Raw genomic sequence first — 15,299 nt, forward strand, 5'->3', positions numbered from 1 at the left:
TCTCCACGAGTCATGCAAGTTGTGAGACCTGTACCCCCTCACCCGGATCGCAAGGGCGATCCGACCTCTCCCCGCAGGCGGGGAGAGGTAAGCCGGACCCGCCGACGCCAATTCAACGCCGCAATAATGTGAACCCGGACCGCCCATGGCCTTCTACTTCGTTCAGTTCCTGACCGGTCTCGCCAGCGCGGCGTCGCTGTTTCTGGTCGCGTCGGGCCTGTCGATCATCTTCGGCGTGACGCGGATCGTGAATTTTGCCCATGGCGCGTTCTACATGCTTGGCGCCTATGTCGCGTTCACGTTGACCGAGCGCTTCTCCGGTGCGCTCGGGTTCTGGGGCGGGATCGTCGCGGCGGCGCTGGTCGTGGCCGTCGTTGGCGTACTGGTCGAAATGATACTGCTGCGGCGGATCTATCACGCGCCGGAGCTGTTCCAGTTGCTGGCGACGTTCGGCCTCACCCTGATGGTTCAGGATATCGTGGTGATGATCTGGGGGCCGGACGATCTGCTCGGCCGCCGCGCGCCTGGCTTCAGGGGCGCGGTCGATTTCTTCGGACAGAACATCCCGAGCTACGATCTGTTCCTGATCGGCCTCAGTCCGGTCGTGCTCGGCATTCTCTGGCTGTTATTCCAGCGCACGCGCTGGGGAGTGCTGGTGCGCGCGGCGACACAGGACCGCGACATGGTCGCGGCGCTCGGTGTTAATCAGAAATGGCTGTTCACCAGCGTGTTTGCGCTTGGCGTGTTTCTCGCAGCACTCGGTGGCGCGCTGCAAATCCCGCGCGATGCCGTGCATCATGCGCTGGATCTTCGTATCATCGTCGAAGTGTTTGTGGTGGTGGTGATCGGCGGGCTCGGCAGCATCATCGGCGCCTTCGTGGCCGCCGTGCTGGTGTCCGAGCTGAACGCCTTCGGCATCCTGATTTTCCCGAAGATCTCCATCATCCTCGTGTTCCTGGTGATGGCGGTGGTGCTGATCGTGCGTCCCTGGGGCCTGTTCGGCAAGCCGGAGGCCGCGGCGCGGCGTACGCCGGGGCTGACCGTCAATCCGTGGCGGCCGCTGACCTCGGCTGAGCGGTTGATGTCGGTCGGTGCGCTGGCGCTTGCAGCCATGCTGCCGCTGTTCGCCGGAAACTACGCACTCACTGTTGGTTCGGAAATCGCGATCTTCGTGATCTTCGCCGCCAGCCTGCATTTCCTGATGTCGGTCGGTGGGCTCGCCTCGTTCGGCCATGCCGCCTATTTCGGGCTTGGCGCCTATGGCGTCGCGTTCCTTGCCAAGGCGGCGGGACTGCCGATGATCGCTTCGCTGCTGCTGGGTCCGGTGCTGGGGCTATTGGGCGCCGCCGTGTTCGGCTTCTTCGCCGTGCAACTGTCCGGGGTTTATTTCGCCATGCTGACGCTGGCCTTTGCGCAGATCGTTTGGTCGATCGCGTTCCAGTGGGTCGCGGTGACCGGCGGCGACAACGGCATTTTGGGCGTCTGGCCGGATAAGTGGGCGGCGGGCCCGGCCGCCTTCTACTGGCTGTCTCTTGCAATCGCGGCGGTCGCCGTCACCGCGCTGCGTGTAATCGTGTTCTCGCCGTTCGGCTTTGCGTTGCGCGCGACGCGGGATTCGCCGCTGCGCAGTGAGGCGATCGGCATCAACGGCAAGCGTGTGCAATGGACGGCGTTCGTCATATCAGGCACGGTCGCGGGTATCGGCGGCGCGTTGTTCGCTTATCTGAAGGGAAGCGTATTTCCGGACAATCTTGGGATTTCGCTGTCGGTCGATGCGCTGGTCATGGTGCTGCTCGGCGGCGTGGAGACGGTTTCTGGCGCGGTGATCGGTGCCATCGTGTTCAAGGCGGCGAATATCTGGCTGGTGAGCCAGACCGATCTCTCGAAGCTGGTGCTGGGCGGCTTCATCGTTTTGATGGTGGTGGCATTCCCGAAGGGCATCGTCGGCACGCTGGAGACGATCTGGAACCGCCGCCGATCCTCCAAAGACAAGAAATCTGCGCTTGCCACCTCCCGCGTGGAGGTAGCCGAATGAGCATGATTCCGACATTGCTGAAGGTCGAAGCCTTGAGCAAATCCTATGGCGGCGTCCATGCCGTGCGCAGCGTGTCGTTTGAATTGCGCGCCGGCGAAATCCTGGCGCTGATCGGACCCAATGGCGCCGGAAAAAGCACCTGCTTCGACATGCTCAACGGCCAGAATATGCCGGACAGCGGCCGCATCACGCTCTTGGGCGAGGATACGATCGGCCGCAAGCCGCGCGCGATCTGGCGGCTTGGCGTCGGGCGCACGTTCCAGATCACCGCGACGTTCCCGACCATGACCGTGCGCGAGAATGTGCAGGTTGCACTGGTGTCGTATGGCAGGCAATTGTTCAATCTCTGGGGCTCGACCGCGCAGTTCGCGCGCGACGAAGCGGGGCGCCTGCTCGATCTCGTTGGCATGGGCGCCTATGCCGAGCGGCCCTGCGGCGAGCTGGCCTATGGCGATCTCAAGCGGCTGGAGCTTGCGATCGCGCTCGCCAACCAGCCCCGGCTGCTGCTGATGGATGAGCCGACCGCCGGCATGGCGCCGCGCGAGCGGATCGAACTGATGCGGCTCACCGCGCGCATCGCCCGCGAACAATCGATCGGCGTGCTCTTCACCGAACACGACATGGACGTGGTATTCGAGCATGCCGACCGCATCCTGGTCCTGAACCGTGGCAGCCTGATCGCCGAAGGCTCGCCCGAGGAAGTCCGCGGCAACCCGCAGGTGCGCGCGATCTATCTCGGCGAAGGCCTGGTCTACGATGCGCGGCATCGCGAGGGAGCCGGCGCATGAAGCTGCAGGTCGCCGATCTCAATAGCTTTTACGGCCCGGCGCATATCCTGTTCGATATCGCGCTCGAGGTCGGCGAGGGCGAGGTGGTGGCTTTGCTCGGGCGCAACGGCGCCGGCAAGTCGACGACCTTCCGCTCCATCGTCGGCCTGGTCGAGAACCGCTCGGGCCGGATCATGTTCGAAGGCAAGGATGTTTCGCGTGAGCCGACGCATGCAATTGTGCGCGGCGGGCTCGGCTACGTGCCGGAAGAGCGGCGCATCTTCACGGATCTGACGGTTGACGAAAACCTCGAAGTCGGTCGCCAGCCGAAGCGGCCGAACGCGCCATACTGGACGCGCGAAAAGCTGTTCACGCTGTTTCCGAACCTCGGCGAAATGCGCAATCGTCCGGGCGGGCGCATGAGCGGCGGCGAGCAGCAGATGCTGACCATCGCGCGGACGCTCATGGGCAATCCATCGCTGGTGCTGCTCGACGAGCCCTCGGAGGGCCTGTCGCCCAAAATCGTGGAGCAGATGGTCGACGCCATCCTGGCGATGAAGAAGGAAGGCGTCAGCATCGTGGTATCCGAGCAGAACCTGCATTTTGCGCGGCTGATTTCGGACCGCGCCTACATCATCGAGCGCGGCAAGATCTGCTTCGGCGGCACGATGGCCGAACTCGACGCGCGACCGGATATCCGCGACGCGCATCTGTCGTTGTGATCAGGGAAGGGCGGGGGACGCAGATGGGAAGGAGTGTTTCGCCGAAACGGGCCGTCAAGCCGGCGCGGCCGTCCTACATTCTCGACGAGCAGATCGGCTTCATGTTGCGCCAGGTCTGGCAGCGCCATGCCACCATCTTCGCCCGCGAGATCGGCATCAATCTGACGCCGACGCAATGGGCCGCCGTCTCAAAGCTTGCCGAGACCGGGCCGTGCTCGCAGAACCTGCTCGGACGGCTGACGGCGATGGATGTCGCGACCATCAAGGGCGTGATCGACCGCCTCACCGCGCGCGGCCTGACGGAAACGAGCCCCGACCCCGAGGACGGCCGCCGCCTGCTGGTGAGTCTCACGCGCGCTGGGCAGCAACTGGCGGAGAAGGCCGCACCGAATGCGCTGGCGATCTCCAGGGAGACGCTGGCGCCGCTGGACGTCAAGGAGCGCGAGACGCTGATTGCGCTGCTCGACAAGCTGCGTTGAGGCCAAGCTCGCGTCAGCTCAGGTTGAGCATCAGCGCGATCGCGCCCACCAGAATGAGGCTGACGGCCCAGGTCGTATCCAGGTTGAACCAGCTTTGCGATATGAATTTGAGGCCGAGATAGCGGTAGGCGAGCCACGCACAACATCCACCGGCGGCGACCATCGCGGCGGCGTGGACGGTGGCGACCAGCACCGCCATGCCAAGATTGCCATTCATGAGGGCGCCCGCGGCGGCATGGCCGCTGTCGAGCTCGGCTTCTCGGCACAGCCCGAGATAGATCGGCACCAGCATCAGCGCCGCGCCGTGCGCAAGCGCCACCGCGAAGGACCACAGCCCCAATTGTGCCGGCGATATCCGCGCCAAAACTCTTGGGTGGCGCCGGTTGGCCAACCGGAAAATGCCGAAGCCGATGACGAGGAGGCTTGCGCCGAACTGGATCGTGCGCTGCCATTCGACGACGGCAATGAGCAGCGCGAAGGGAAGGATCACCAGCAGCATCGCGAGCAGATGGCCAGCCGTGAGCGGCCACAGCGCGGCCACTAGCGCCCGTGGACTCCTCTCCATCAGTCCAGCCGACACGGCGAGCGGCCAGCCCATGCCCGGGTTGACGCCGTGATAGAGGCCGCTCGCGACGACAGCCAGCCAGAGCCAGGCGAGTGTCCAGTCGGCTCCGCTCAAGTCTAGACCGACGGATAACAGAACGAATCCGTCGAGCAATCGCCGCCGTCGAGCCGGACCTGGTGAGAGCGGTAACCGTCAGGGAAATTGATCCAGTAATCCCGCGCCAGTTCGAGGCCGCCGTCCGGCTTTGCGTTGGCCATCACCATGGCGCCCGGAACACCGTCGGGATAGAACTGATCATCCCACGTCGAGTAGAGCGAGTTGGTCCAGTACACCCGCTTGCCGTCGCGGCTGATCTCGACCATCTGCGGACCGCCGGCAAACGCCTTGCCGTTCGGGTGCGGCGTGCGGCGCGCGATGCCGCCGATGTGGACCGAGCCGGCCAGCTTCGGCTTTCTCGGCTCCCGGACGTCGTATTGACGCATCTCGCCGGTGCCCCAGCAGGCGACGTAGAGGAATTTGTCGTCCATCGACAGGTCGATATCAGATACCAGCGGCGGAACGGCGCCGAACCCCTGCAGTAGCGGCGGCAGTTGCTCCTTCGCTGCCGGCTCGGGCGGAATCGTCGCCGTCTTCTCGATGTGAAACACGCCACCCTCGCGCCACCAGGTCCAGATCGAGCCTTCGAGATTCGTGGTGTCGACCACGACGCCGAGGAAGCCGTATTCACGAACCGGATCATGCGCGGGACGCACTTCCAGCGCCATCTGATGGTTGGCGCCGAGATCGATGGTCTGCACATTGCGCCGGGCGCGCAGATCCCAGAAATGAATCCGGTGGCCGTATTTGTTGGAGAGCAGATCCTCGGGAACGATTCCGTTCTCGAACTGCGGCGGCAGTGCCCACTCGCTCGTCACCATGTAATCGCGCGGCAGGTTCCACCAGAAGTCATAATGCAGTGTTTGCGGACCGCGATCGAGCTCCCAGCGTCCGAGCACCTCGAACGTCTCGCAATCCATGATGAAGACGCCGGGCGGTCCGTCGGTGCCGTTCTTGCCGCCGCCGCCGAGCGTAGAGATGTAAATGCCTTCCGGTCCGCAATGAACGGTGTGGGGCCGCGAGTAGCCGGTCTTCCTGAAGATCTCTTCGGGCTCGATGATCTTGTGGATCGCCGCCTTGGTGGGGTCCGGCTTGGTGTCGACGATGTAGATGCGGGACGACCGCATGCCGGGGATGATGAGATAGCGGCGTTCGAGGAAGGCGTGTCCGCTGAGCGGCGACAGCGCCGACGAGCAGGCGTTCCAGCCGAAATGGTGAAACTCATCGCCCTTGTTGGGCATCGTCACGGTGTGCACGATCTGGCCGTAACTTTGGGAGTCCGGCTTGACGTCGATCACGGCAAGCGCATCCGGCTTCGAGAAGTCCGGGCTGAGCAGCACGGTATAGGCGAAGCTCTCCGGCGGAGCTTCCATGGCAAGCTTGGGCGAAGCGTGAAACGTGGGATCGGGCCGAATGTTCATCCTACTGCCTCCCTGTTTGCCTGAAATGGTCAGCAACACGGCTCAGCGGCACGCAACAGCAAGATATCACCCGGCGCGTTGAGTTCCTCTCGCGAGTGCCGCCGGCCGGGGTTTGCGCAATCGAGCATACACCGCAATGCGGTCGGCCGCCGGGTTTTACTTGATCGTTATGGTAATTTTTTCGGAGATGACCGGAGGGACGTGCGGATAGTGCTCGGCGTCGCCCAGCACGAGCTGAAGCGTGTGCTTGCCAGGCGGAAGCTCGATCCGGGCTTCGGTCTGACCCGCCCCAAAATGCAGATGTGACTTGTCTTGCGGGATCGGTTCGTTCGGATTGATGGGTTCATTCACGTCGACCAGCAGATGATGATGGCCGCTGTTCGGGTAGTTGTCGCCCGCGTGGGTTACGCCCATGTTGCGCAGACCAAAGCGGCACCAGAATGCACCCTTGATGACGGCGCCATTCTGCGGCCACACGAAATAGAGACGGGCATCCTTTGCGGCGGGCTTTCCTTGAGCGCAGGCGGCGAACGGCAGGCAAGTGAGCGCTACTGACAGAGCGATCCACTGCATAACCTTCATGACTGCCTCTCAACCTCATGGGGATAGCGCAACACGGAACCCGTGGGTGGGATATCGCACATTGGTGTCATAAGCGCCGCGGTTTGACGTCCGGGCATAATTGGAGTCTTTTCTCCAGGAGCCGGAACGTATCACATGCGAGGGACACTCGCTCTCGACCCACGCTGATCCGTCCGTGGGAGCGCCCTGATAGTTTTTGTGCCAGCAGTCTTCGACCCATTGATCGACGCTGCCGCCCATGTCGAACAGCCCAAAGGGATTTGGCTTCAGACTTCCGACCTTGACCGGTTGATCGACGGCTGGAATGTCAGTGCAGTTCTTGCAATTGACCATGCCCGGCTGAAATTGATCGCCCCACCAGTATCTGGTCTGCGTGCCGCCGCGGGCTGCATATTCCCATTCGGCCTCGCTCGGCAGGCGATATGGTTTTCGGGTGACTTGCGCAAGCCAGGCGACATACTGTTTGGCGTCGCTCCAGCTCACGTTCGTAACGGGCGCATCGCTCTTTCCAGTCGCTGTGAACCCGCATGCCTTTGCCGCGGCGCATGCGTTCCATTCCCGCACCGAGACGGGAAATTTCCCCATCGCAAATGGCTTGATCGTTACCTGACGGACCGGCCTTTCCGAGAGGTCTTCGTTGCTTCCCATCGCGAAGCTGCCACCGCGAAGGAGAATCGTCTCGGGTTCTCGAAACGACGCGGCTCCTTGTGTCGTCGGTGCAGGCTCAGGAATCGCGGGAGATGCGGGTGGCGTCAGCGGCGCCGCTTGTTTTTCCGTCGGAGAGGCCTCCGGCTTAGGTGTCGCCTGTTGTTGAGTTGGTGCCACGGCAGGAGAGGGCTGGGGCGGCGGCGCTGGTTGTTTCTCAGCAGGCGCAGGCGCTTTCGGCACTTCCGCCGGAGATGAAACGGGCGCTGACGCCCGTTCCGTCGCCTTGCGAACCGGCGCGAAGATGCTCCAGAGAGTGCCTCCCGCAATGATCAGTAATGCAAGGATAAGCAGGAAGGTCAGGATCCTTTCGCGTCGCTTCCGGTTCTCGTGCAGTGCGGACGGGTCGGGAAGCACGCGGTAGACGCGCACCGGATCGGTGATGTTCTTGACCTTTCGATCACCGAGCGACTCGTACCCGCACACCAGCTTATGCTTTATCTGTTCGTAGATGCCGCCGGAAATGTAGACTTCGCCGGCCTTGGCTATGCCCTCGAGCCGCGTCGCAATATTGACGCCATCGCCATAGACGTCGTCGGTTTCGATGATGACGTCGCCAAGATTGACGCCAATCCGATATTCGATCCAATGATGCTTGGGCAGTGACGCATTGCGACCGACCATATTCTGCTGGATCACGATGCTGGATCGGACGGCCTCCACGGGGCTGTCGAAAATGGCGATGAAGCCGTCGCCCGTGGTTTTGACGAGCCTGCCGTGGTGTTCTCTGATGGTGGGTTCGATGAGGTCGCGCTCGAGCCGCTTGACGCGGTTATGCGTCCCTTCCTCGTCGATCTGCATCAGGCGGCTGTAGCCGGAGATGTCGCCTGCCACGATGGCCGCAAGGCGCCGCGGCGTTGGCTCGCGTGGAGGCTCACCAACGCGGCCCGACTTGATGTCACGAATCTGGGCCATGGCTCGGATTGGCTCCCAACCTGCTAACACAGTGTAAGGCAAGCAATCTTTCCAGCATCCGCACCGTACCATACCGGCCGTTGGCGGCAAAGCAGCCGGGCGGGTTCCACGCTGGCTGGCACGGGCAATGGGCGGATGAGAACATGAGAACATGAGATTGAGTGTGATCCAGATCATGAAGATTCCGGATTTGCACTGCAGACCTGAATACCGGCAAACGGACTGGCCGGCATCGACCGGCCGGCCAATGATGCTCGCAATTGCATGAACACTGCCGACCAGCACGGCGGTTTGAGTTCCAATGGCGAGCACTACCAGTTGGATTGCTCAGCTAATGCACCTCAACGGCAAGCCAGTTTTCAAGGAAGAGGTGGATGAGCGCCTCGCGCTTGCAGGGCTCAATCCCGTCCCGGCCATTTGGCGCGATAGCGAATTTCACTGCCGTCGGGAATCGGCTGCCACGACCCGAGCTCGGAGGCATGCGGCGCCATGGCTGACAGTCCGATGCGGTAGAGTCGGTCAGGCTGGCCCTCGATCCTGATCTCCAACTGCCTATGCGCGGTGCGGAACGCCAGCTCGACGTCGCCCGCGAACACCGGCCTGTCGCCGTCGCTACGGAACTGGTTGAAGCGTGGCTCACCCGGCATGCGGTTGATGTCGGTCTGCAGTTCGATCGCTATGTCACGGGCGGAACTTGGCAATGCTGCGCCTGCGGGGAGGCGCACTTCAAAGACGAGAATCGGATTGGCGGCATTCGGATTGAGCCAGGGCGTGGCGGTCGTGACTGCGTAAACATAGTAGGCGGTGCCGGCCGCGACGCAGAGTGCGATGACAACGGCAAGTGCCTTCAGGCTGTTACGGAGAAGTGTGCCGGTATTTTCTCTGCCGCGCAGCCGCCTCGCCAGCGTCGTGCCGAGGACGAGACCCGCGGTCGCGCCAAGCGGCGCGAGCACCAGCAGCGCCAGCACGCCGGACATGATGGGATCGGCCCGGTTTCCGAAGCCGACCAGCTCAAGCAGCAGCAATGTCGCGACAAAGCCAATGACCGCGCCGACGACCCCGCCGGCGACTTGCAACGAATTCTTCAAACGTTCCTCGAAGGTCTGAGCGAATGGCTATCAGGCCAGCCCGCATTGGACAGGGCTGACCGGCAATTCGTTCACTGCCTTCGAGGCTTAATGTGACTTTTTCACACGCGCCGGCGTCGTCGTGCCGCGACCGGCGCCATCAATGTCCGCTGACGATCTCCGGCACCTTGCCGGCCGGCGGCGTGTTGCGGCTGCGCTGGGTGCGGACGATGCCGTCGATGATGGTCATGCCGATGCCCGGGAGGTCACCGAGTTGCACGCTTTCGAGGATGTTCTTGCCGGGCGAATGCTGCGCCTTGTCCATCAGGACGAAATCGGCGGAGCGGCCCACCTCGATGATGCCGCAGTCCAGCTCGCGCATGCGCGCGGTGTTGCCGGTCGCAAGGCAGAAGGCGAGTTCGGCCGGCAGGTCGCCGAGCGAAGACAGCATCGATACCATGCGAAGGATGCCCAGCGGCTGCACGCCGGAGCCGGCCGGCGCATCGGTGCCGAGGATAACGCGGTGCAAATCGCCCATCTCGCGCGCGGTGCGCAGCGTGAACAGCGCCGAGCGTTCGTTGCCGTTGTGAACCAGCTCCAGCCCGCGCTTGCAACCCTCGCAGATACAACGGATCTGGTCGTCGGGCAGTGCGGTGTGGCCGCCATTGATATGGCCGACCACATCGGTGTCGGCTTCCAGCACCACGTCCTTGTCGATCAGGCCGGAGCCGGGGATCGAGGGCCCGCCGGTGTGGATCGTGCTTTGAATGCCGTATTTGCGCGCCCAGCCCACCATCTTGCGCGCGGTCGGGCCGTCTTTCACGCCGCCGAGGCCGACTTCGCCAAGCAGCTTGACGCCGGCCGCGGCCATTTCCTTGAAGTCGTCTTCCACCATCTCGCATTCGATCACCGGCGCGCCGGCGTGAACCTTCACGCCGCCGGGCCGCAGCGTCCAGAACGCGCGCTGCGCAAAAATCGCCATCGCCTTCAGCCCGACGACGTCGCGCGGACGGCCGGGCATGTGGACTTCGCCAGCGGAGATCATGGTGGTGACGCCGCCGTGGAGGTAGCTGTCGATCCAGTTGATCTGGTTCTGCCGCGGCGTCCAGTCGCCGGCGACGGGATGGACGTGGCTGTCGATGAGGCCCGGGGCAACCGTGGTTCCGTTGGCATTGACGATTGTGGTAGCGCCCTCGATATCGACGTCCTTGAAGCGGCCGATGGCAGTGATCTTGCCGTTCTCGGCGACGATCGTATCGCCGTCCAGGATCGGCTTTTCCAGGGCACCCGATAGCAGCAGCCCGATATTGCGGATCACCAGCTTGCTCGGGCCGGTCGCCTGGGGTGCATCGTGGGCCATGGTTTTTCCTTTTGGTTCAATGCCTTCGCCGGACATTCTGCCCGGCTTGACGATCGGATCAAGCTGGATTATTCATTTGTATACGAATGATCGTATACGAATGATACGGCCGGTCAATCCGGCCAGCAGGTCAGGAAACGGTGCGATGAGCAATTTCAACAAGGAAAGCGTGCTGAGCGTCCATCACTGGACCGACACGCTGTTCAGCTTCACCACCACGCGCGATCCCTCGTTCCGCTTCCGCAACGGCGAGTTCACCATGATCGGACTCAAGGTCGGCGAGAAGCCGCTGCTCCGCGCCTACTCGGTCGCCAGCGCCAATTATGAGGACCGGCTCGAATTCTTCTCGATCAAGGTGCCGGACGGGCCGCTGACCTCGCGGCTGCAGCACCTGAAGCAGGGCGACGAGATCATCGTCAGCCGCAAGGCCACCGGCACGTTGGTCATCGACAACCTCGAAGACGGCCGCAACCTTTATCTGATCGGCACCGGCACCGGGCTCGCGCCGTTCCTTTCCGTGATCAAGGATCCCGAGACCTATGAGCGGTTCGAGAAGGTGGTGCTGCTGCATGGCTGCCGCCGTGTCGCCGAGCTCGCCTATGGCGAGATGATCACCGAAAAGCTGCCGAACGACGAACTGATCGGCGAGTACATCCGCAACCAGCTCATCTATTACCCGACCGTGACGCGCGATCCCTTCCGCAACCGCGGCCGCATCACCGACCTGATCACATCAGGCAAACTGTTTAGCGATATCGGGCTGGCCTCGCTCGATCCCGCACATGACCGCGTCATGATCTGCGGCAGCCCCGCGCTGGTGGCCGACACCCGCACGCTGCTCAACGGCAGAGGTTTTGTCGAAGGCAATCACGGCGAACCGGCCCAGTTCGTGGTCGAGAAGGCGTTCGCGGAGCGCTAATTTAGGCTTCCTGCGAAGCTAGGGCCTGACTGCGGGTGTCTCCATCGGCATCCCGCGAGCCCGCGACATCAGATACAGCTCCAGCTCGACCAGTTCCGGTGCGCCATAGTCATAAGCCTGCGCCCGGATGCCTGACATGCACGCCCGCAGCCGCCGCTGCAGCGATCCCAGCGATTGCCATTCCAGCCGGTAGAGCGGGTAACCCGTCGGGTGTCCTTGCGTGATCGCGGAGCCGGCGAGCCGCTTGTCCCAATTATCGTCATGGCAATTGGCGCAGCCGAGATTGAGCTGTCCCTGCCGCTGCATGTAGAGCTCGCGCCCCTTGGCGATGAATGGTGCAAGCTGCGGGTCGGCGCCGGTTTCGATCGGCACGCCCTGCGACTGCCGCGCGATGAAGGCGGTGAGCGCCAGCAACTCGCGGCCCTCGAAGGCCAGCGGCGTCGCCTGCTGGTGGCCAGCGCGGCAGGAATTGATGCGCTGCTCCAGATCGACGGGGCGCCCGGTTGCCTTGTCGAAAGCGGGATAGCGGGCGGCGACGCCCTTCATGCTGGTGCGGGCGTCACCATGGCAATCGGCACAAGCCTTCTCCGCCGCACCCGACTTGCGCTTCCACAAGGCTTCGCCATCGAGCACCCAGAGCATGCCGGGATTGGCGGTATCCTCGTCCTGCATCGCCTTGGTGTCAGGTTTCATGAAGCTGTAACCGGAGCGGCGTTCGGCCTGCGGAATTTCGGTGGCGCCAACGGCGCCCGCCACCAGCAGCGCGGCGGCTATGGCGCCGAAAGATCTCATTCGACCGTAATCGAAGCGGAAGCAGTTTCGGAGAAGCCCTTGTCGCCGATCCACTCGAATTCGAACTTGCCGCTTTGGGTCGCGGTCGTGAAGAAGGTGATGAAGGGATTGGCCGAGATCGCCGGAAACAGGTCGGCGCGGAAAATCTCGGTGCCGTTGAAGCGGCACGTAAAGCTCGTAATGATGTCGCGCGGCACGACTTCGCCTGACGCGGTATGGCGATAGCCGGTTTCCATGATGTGCGACATCAGCGTCTTGATCTCGATGATGTCGCCGCGTTTGGCCTTCGCAGGAACGTTGATCAGTGCTGAAGCCATCAGATGACATCCTCGGTGCAGGCGGCCAGCGTGACGACGACGTCGATGCTGGCCGACCAGTACGAGCCGTCCGAGAGCTTTGCGATCGCCACGATTTTCTGGGTGTCGGCGAGACGGACGCGGGTCGAAATCTGGGCGCGGCCCGCGTGTGGACCGAGATGGAAGTTGCCGATGTTCGGCTGCGGGTTCTTTTCGTTGAAGACGTGGATACTTGCGACGTGATCCTCCGGCGCCATCGGGCTGGCGACGCTGACCGTCATCGGCACGGTATTGCCGTTCTCGACCAGCGGGGGAATGTCCAGCTTGACCTTGCCGGTCTTCACCGCGGCGCCACCGGTCACGTTGCGGATGGCGGAGGCGAGCATCGCTGGCGTCGCTTCAGTGGGCCGGACCGTGACGATGGGGACCGCGCCGGCTATGGCGGCGCCGCCGGCGAGGCTGAGGAATTGGCGGCGTGTTGTGTCGGGTTGTTGTTGCATCACGTCTTCCTATTCGCGCAAGCTTGCCAGATACGCCACGACATCCTCGATCTGTTCCGCCGACAGGATCGGCTTGTCACGCCATGGTGTCCCGACACGTTGAAGTCCGTCGAGGCGGTAGTAGGACGGCATGATCGTCTCGGCATTGAGACGCGACGCATCCACGAGCCGGAGCCGTAGCTGGCCTTCCGACCAGCGGCTGCCGGAACCGGAAAGGTCGGGGGCCAGATCGCCCTGGAATTTCTGTTCGGGAAATGGGCCGCTGTGGCAAAGGATGCAAGTGCTGGAACGTTCCACCACAAGTTCTCGCCCGCGCGCCACATCGCCGGCCGTGCCCGTCAGCGACTGCGGTATCGCGTCGCCGGCGACGGCATAGAGGCGAAGTTCCGTTGCGGCAGCCAAGCCGGGCAGGGCGAGCACGACCCCGGCGACGATCGGACCCGACATGCGATCGATGAGTCTAGCCAAAGACTTCCGCCGTAATGGTCGCAAACCAGGATTGCGCGTAGTCGGCTTCGCGCGCGCGGAATTCGCGTGGCACGTCCGCCGGGCTGACGCCGCCGGCGCCCTCGACATCGGCCAGCGTTCCATTTTTCGGCTGATAGACGCCGGCCACCGAGATGCCGTAGCCGGGAGCCGCCAGGCTGTAGCAGGTGTTGATCAGCTTTGGCGCGGCAGGCGTGCCACCCGACAACAGCGTGGCGATCGCGGCCGCGCAGACCTTGGCCTGCGCATTCGCCGTGAAGGCCGATTTCGGCATGGCGCCGGCGAGACAGGCATCGCCGATGACATGGATGTTTGGCGCCGATTTGGACTCGAAGGTGACCGGATCGATCGCGCACCAGCCGGTGTTGTCGGTGGCGCCGGCTGACGTCGCGATGCGGCCGGCCCGCTGCGGCGGAATGACGTTGGCCACCTGCGCGGTGTGGTTGCCGAAATCGGTGATCAGCGTGTTGGTCGCGGGGTCGACGGCATTGACCTTGCCGCCTTGCGACAGCGAGACCCATTCGACCATGCCGGGATACAGCTCCTTCCAGGCGTTCTGGAACAGGCGCTGCTTGGAGAAGGTGTCCTTGGCGTCGAGGATGATCAGCTTCGAGCGTGGCTTTTTGGTCTTCAGATAATGCGCAATCAGGCAGGCGCGTTCGTAAGGTCCCGGCGGACAGCGGAACGGATTGGCGGGAGCCGCGATCACCACCAGGCCGCCATCGTCCATCGCCTCGAGCTGCTTGCGCAGCAACAGCGTCTGCTCGCCGGCCTTCCAGGCGTGCGGCATCTTCGAAGCGGCGGCTTCGTCATAGCCCTGCAGCGCGCCGAAACGCAGATCGATGCCGGGCGAGAGCACCAGCCGGTCATAGCCGAGCGAGGTGCCGTCGGCGAGGGTAACGGTCCGCGCCGCGCCATCGACGCCGGTCGCCATCTGCGCCACCACGGTCACGCCGCCGGCGGCGATCTTGTCGTAGCCGAATTGCTGCTCCTCGATCGAACGCAGCCCAGCGATGACATTGTTGCTGAACGGGCAGGCGGTGAAGGTCTTGTTCGGCTCGACCAGCGTGACCTGCAGTTTCGGATCGATCTGTTTGAGGGCACGCGCACAACTCGCGCCGCCAAAACCGCCGCCGATCACGACGACGCGGGCTGCCGCTTGCGCGAATGCGGGCAGCGGAAACGTCAGGGACGCTGCTGTGGCCGCGCTGGTGCCCAGGAATCCCCGGCGGCTGATGCGATGGCTGATACCCATGCCGGCCCCCTTATTTCTGCGCCGCGAGCCACGCCGCAATCGCGCGCAGCTCGTCGTCCGTAAAGCCCTTGGCGATGCGGGTCATCACCGTAGAGGGAACCGAGCCATCGCGAAATCCGGTCATCGCGGTCACGATCTCGCCGGCGTCGCGGCCGTACAGCCGCGATACCGATGCTGCTCCGGCGGAGTGACAGCCGGAACAGGACGCCGCGCCGGGCGGGGGGACGGAGGCCGCCAGCACGGGCAGGCTCGACGCCACAATCGTTGCCACCCCGAGGATGACAGACAAGGTTTTCATCAGCGGCCCCTCCGGAAGATAGAGCGGCGGCCCGAAGGC

Annotated in this window: 17 protein-coding genes; 5 read left to right on the plus strand and 12 right to left on the minus strand. The window is 63.5% G+C overall.

Annotated features, from left to right (window positions below; translation table 11 throughout):
- Positions 1–145 precede the first annotated feature (145 nt).
- The 4 genes from ACH79_RS21360 to ACH79_RS21375 are packed head-to-tail and all read left to right on the plus strand — an operon-like array spanning position 146 to position 4,003.
- Positions 146–2,035: an ABC transporter permease gene (locus ACH79_RS21360; protein ID WP_161852748.1), complete on the plus strand. Its 1,890-nt coding sequence runs from the start codon at positions 146–148 to the stop codon at positions 2,033–2,035.
- Positions 2,032–2,823: an ABC transporter ATP-binding protein gene (locus tag ACH79_RS21365; RefSeq protein ID WP_161852749.1), complete on the plus strand. Its 792-nt coding sequence runs from the start codon at positions 2,032–2,034 to the stop codon at positions 2,821–2,823. Before ACH79_RS21360 ends, ACH79_RS21365 begins: the two co-directional genes overlap by 4 nt.
- A complete protein-coding gene (locus tag ACH79_RS21370; RefSeq protein WP_065756668.1) occupies positions 2,820–3,524 on the plus strand; it encodes an ABC transporter ATP-binding protein in 705 nt (234 codons plus the stop codon). The genes ACH79_RS21365 and ACH79_RS21370 overlap by 4 nt, the downstream gene beginning before the upstream one ends.
- Positions 3,525–3,547: 23 nt before the next feature.
- A complete protein-coding gene (locus ACH79_RS21375; RefSeq protein WP_161852750.1) occupies positions 3,548–4,003 on the plus strand; it encodes a MarR family winged helix-turn-helix transcriptional regulator in 456 nt (151 codons plus the stop codon).
- A gap of 13 nt (positions 4,004–4,016) precedes the next feature.
- Here ACH79_RS21375 and ACH79_RS21380 read toward each other — a convergent pair whose 3' ends face one another.
- The 6 genes from ACH79_RS21380 to ACH79_RS21405 all read right to left on the minus strand — a co-directional run bounded on the left by ACH79_RS21380 (position 4,017) and on the right by ACH79_RS21405 (position 10,714).
- Positions 4,017–4,601: a hypothetical protein gene (locus ACH79_RS21380; protein ID WP_246738702.1), complete on the minus strand. Its 585-nt coding sequence runs from the start codon at positions 4,599–4,601 to the stop codon at positions 4,017–4,019.
- Between the two features lie 83 nt (positions 4,602–4,684).
- Positions 4,685–6,085, minus strand: coding sequence for a selenium-binding protein SBP56-related protein (locus ACH79_RS21385; protein WP_161852751.1), 1,401 nt, complete (start codon positions 6,083–6,085; stop codon positions 4,685–4,687).
- Between the two features lie 156 nt (positions 6,086–6,241).
- Entirely contained in the window at positions 6,242–6,667 is a 426-nt protein-coding gene (locus ACH79_RS21390) for a DUF4399 domain-containing protein (RefSeq protein WP_161852752.1), read from the minus strand.
- A 15-nt stretch (positions 6,668–6,682) separates the two neighbouring features.
- Positions 6,683–8,287 carry an SUMF1/EgtB/PvdO family nonheme iron enzyme gene (locus ACH79_RS21395; RefSeq protein ID WP_161856488.1) on the minus strand — a complete coding sequence of 535 codons (1,605 nt, stop codon included), beginning with the start codon at positions 8,285–8,287 and terminating at the stop codon, positions 6,683–6,685.
- Positions 8,288–8,685: 398 nt separating this feature from the next.
- Positions 8,686–9,375 (minus strand): hypothetical protein, encoded by a 690-nt coding sequence (locus ACH79_RS21400; RefSeq protein WP_161852753.1) that lies wholly within the window; start codon positions 9,373–9,375, stop codon positions 8,686–8,688.
- A gap of 139 nt (positions 9,376–9,514) precedes the next feature.
- The gene (locus ACH79_RS21405; RefSeq protein WP_161852754.1) at positions 9,515–10,714 is read right to left on the minus strand and encodes an amidohydrolase family protein; all 1,200 of its coding nucleotides are present in this window, start codon (positions 10,712–10,714) and stop codon (positions 9,515–9,517) included.
- Between the two features lie 145 nt (positions 10,715–10,859).
- On the opposite strand from ACH79_RS21405, the gene ACH79_RS21410 reads away from it, so the two are divergent.
- Positions 10,860–11,633: a ferredoxin--NADP reductase gene (locus ACH79_RS21410; protein WP_161852755.1), complete on the plus strand. Its 774-nt coding sequence runs from the start codon at positions 10,860–10,862 to the stop codon at positions 11,631–11,633.
- A gap of 18 nt (positions 11,634–11,651) precedes the next feature.
- On the opposite strand, the gene soxA is transcribed toward ACH79_RS21410, so the two are convergent.
- From soxA to ACH79_RS21440, 6 genes are read right to left on the minus strand one after another with little or no spacing between them, the layout of a single operon-like run.
- Positions 11,652–12,425 (minus strand): sulfur oxidation c-type cytochrome SoxA, encoded by a 774-nt coding sequence (soxA, locus tag ACH79_RS21415; protein ID WP_161852756.1) that lies wholly within the window; start codon positions 12,423–12,425, stop codon positions 11,652–11,654.
- The gene (gene soxZ, locus ACH79_RS21420; protein WP_161852757.1) at positions 12,422–12,742 is read right to left on the minus strand and encodes a thiosulfate oxidation carrier complex protein SoxZ; all 321 of its coding nucleotides are present in this window, start codon (positions 12,740–12,742) and stop codon (positions 12,422–12,424) included. Before soxZ ends, soxA begins: the two co-directional genes overlap by 4 nt.
- Complete coding sequence (locus tag ACH79_RS21425) at positions 12,742–13,221, minus strand: SoxY-related AACIE arm protein (protein ID WP_161852758.1); 480 nt, start codon at positions 13,219–13,221, stop codon at positions 12,742–12,744. The genes soxZ and ACH79_RS21425 overlap by 1 nt, the downstream gene beginning before the upstream one ends.
- A 9-nt stretch (positions 13,222–13,230) precedes the next feature.
- Positions 13,231–13,668, minus strand: coding sequence for a sulfur oxidation c-type cytochrome SoxX (gene soxX / locus ACH79_RS21430; protein WP_161856489.1), 438 nt, complete (start codon positions 13,666–13,668; stop codon positions 13,231–13,233).
- Positions 13,669–13,681: 13 nt separating this feature from the next.
- Positions 13,682–14,962, minus strand: a complete 1,281-nt coding sequence (locus ACH79_RS21435) for an NAD(P)/FAD-dependent oxidoreductase (protein WP_161852759.1) — start codon at positions 14,960–14,962, stop codon at positions 13,682–13,684.
- Positions 14,963–14,972: 10 nt separating this feature from the next.
- On the minus strand, positions 14,973–15,260 hold the full coding sequence (locus ACH79_RS21440) for a cytochrome C (protein WP_161852760.1): 288 nt from the start codon (positions 15,258–15,260) through the stop codon (positions 14,973–14,975).
- Positions 15,261–15,299: the final 39 nt, after the last annotated feature.

Origin of the sequence: Bradyrhizobium sp. CCBAU 051011, from assembly GCF_009930815.1 — a bacterium.
GTDB lineage: Bacteria > Pseudomonadota > Alphaproteobacteria > Rhizobiales > Xanthobacteraceae > Bradyrhizobium.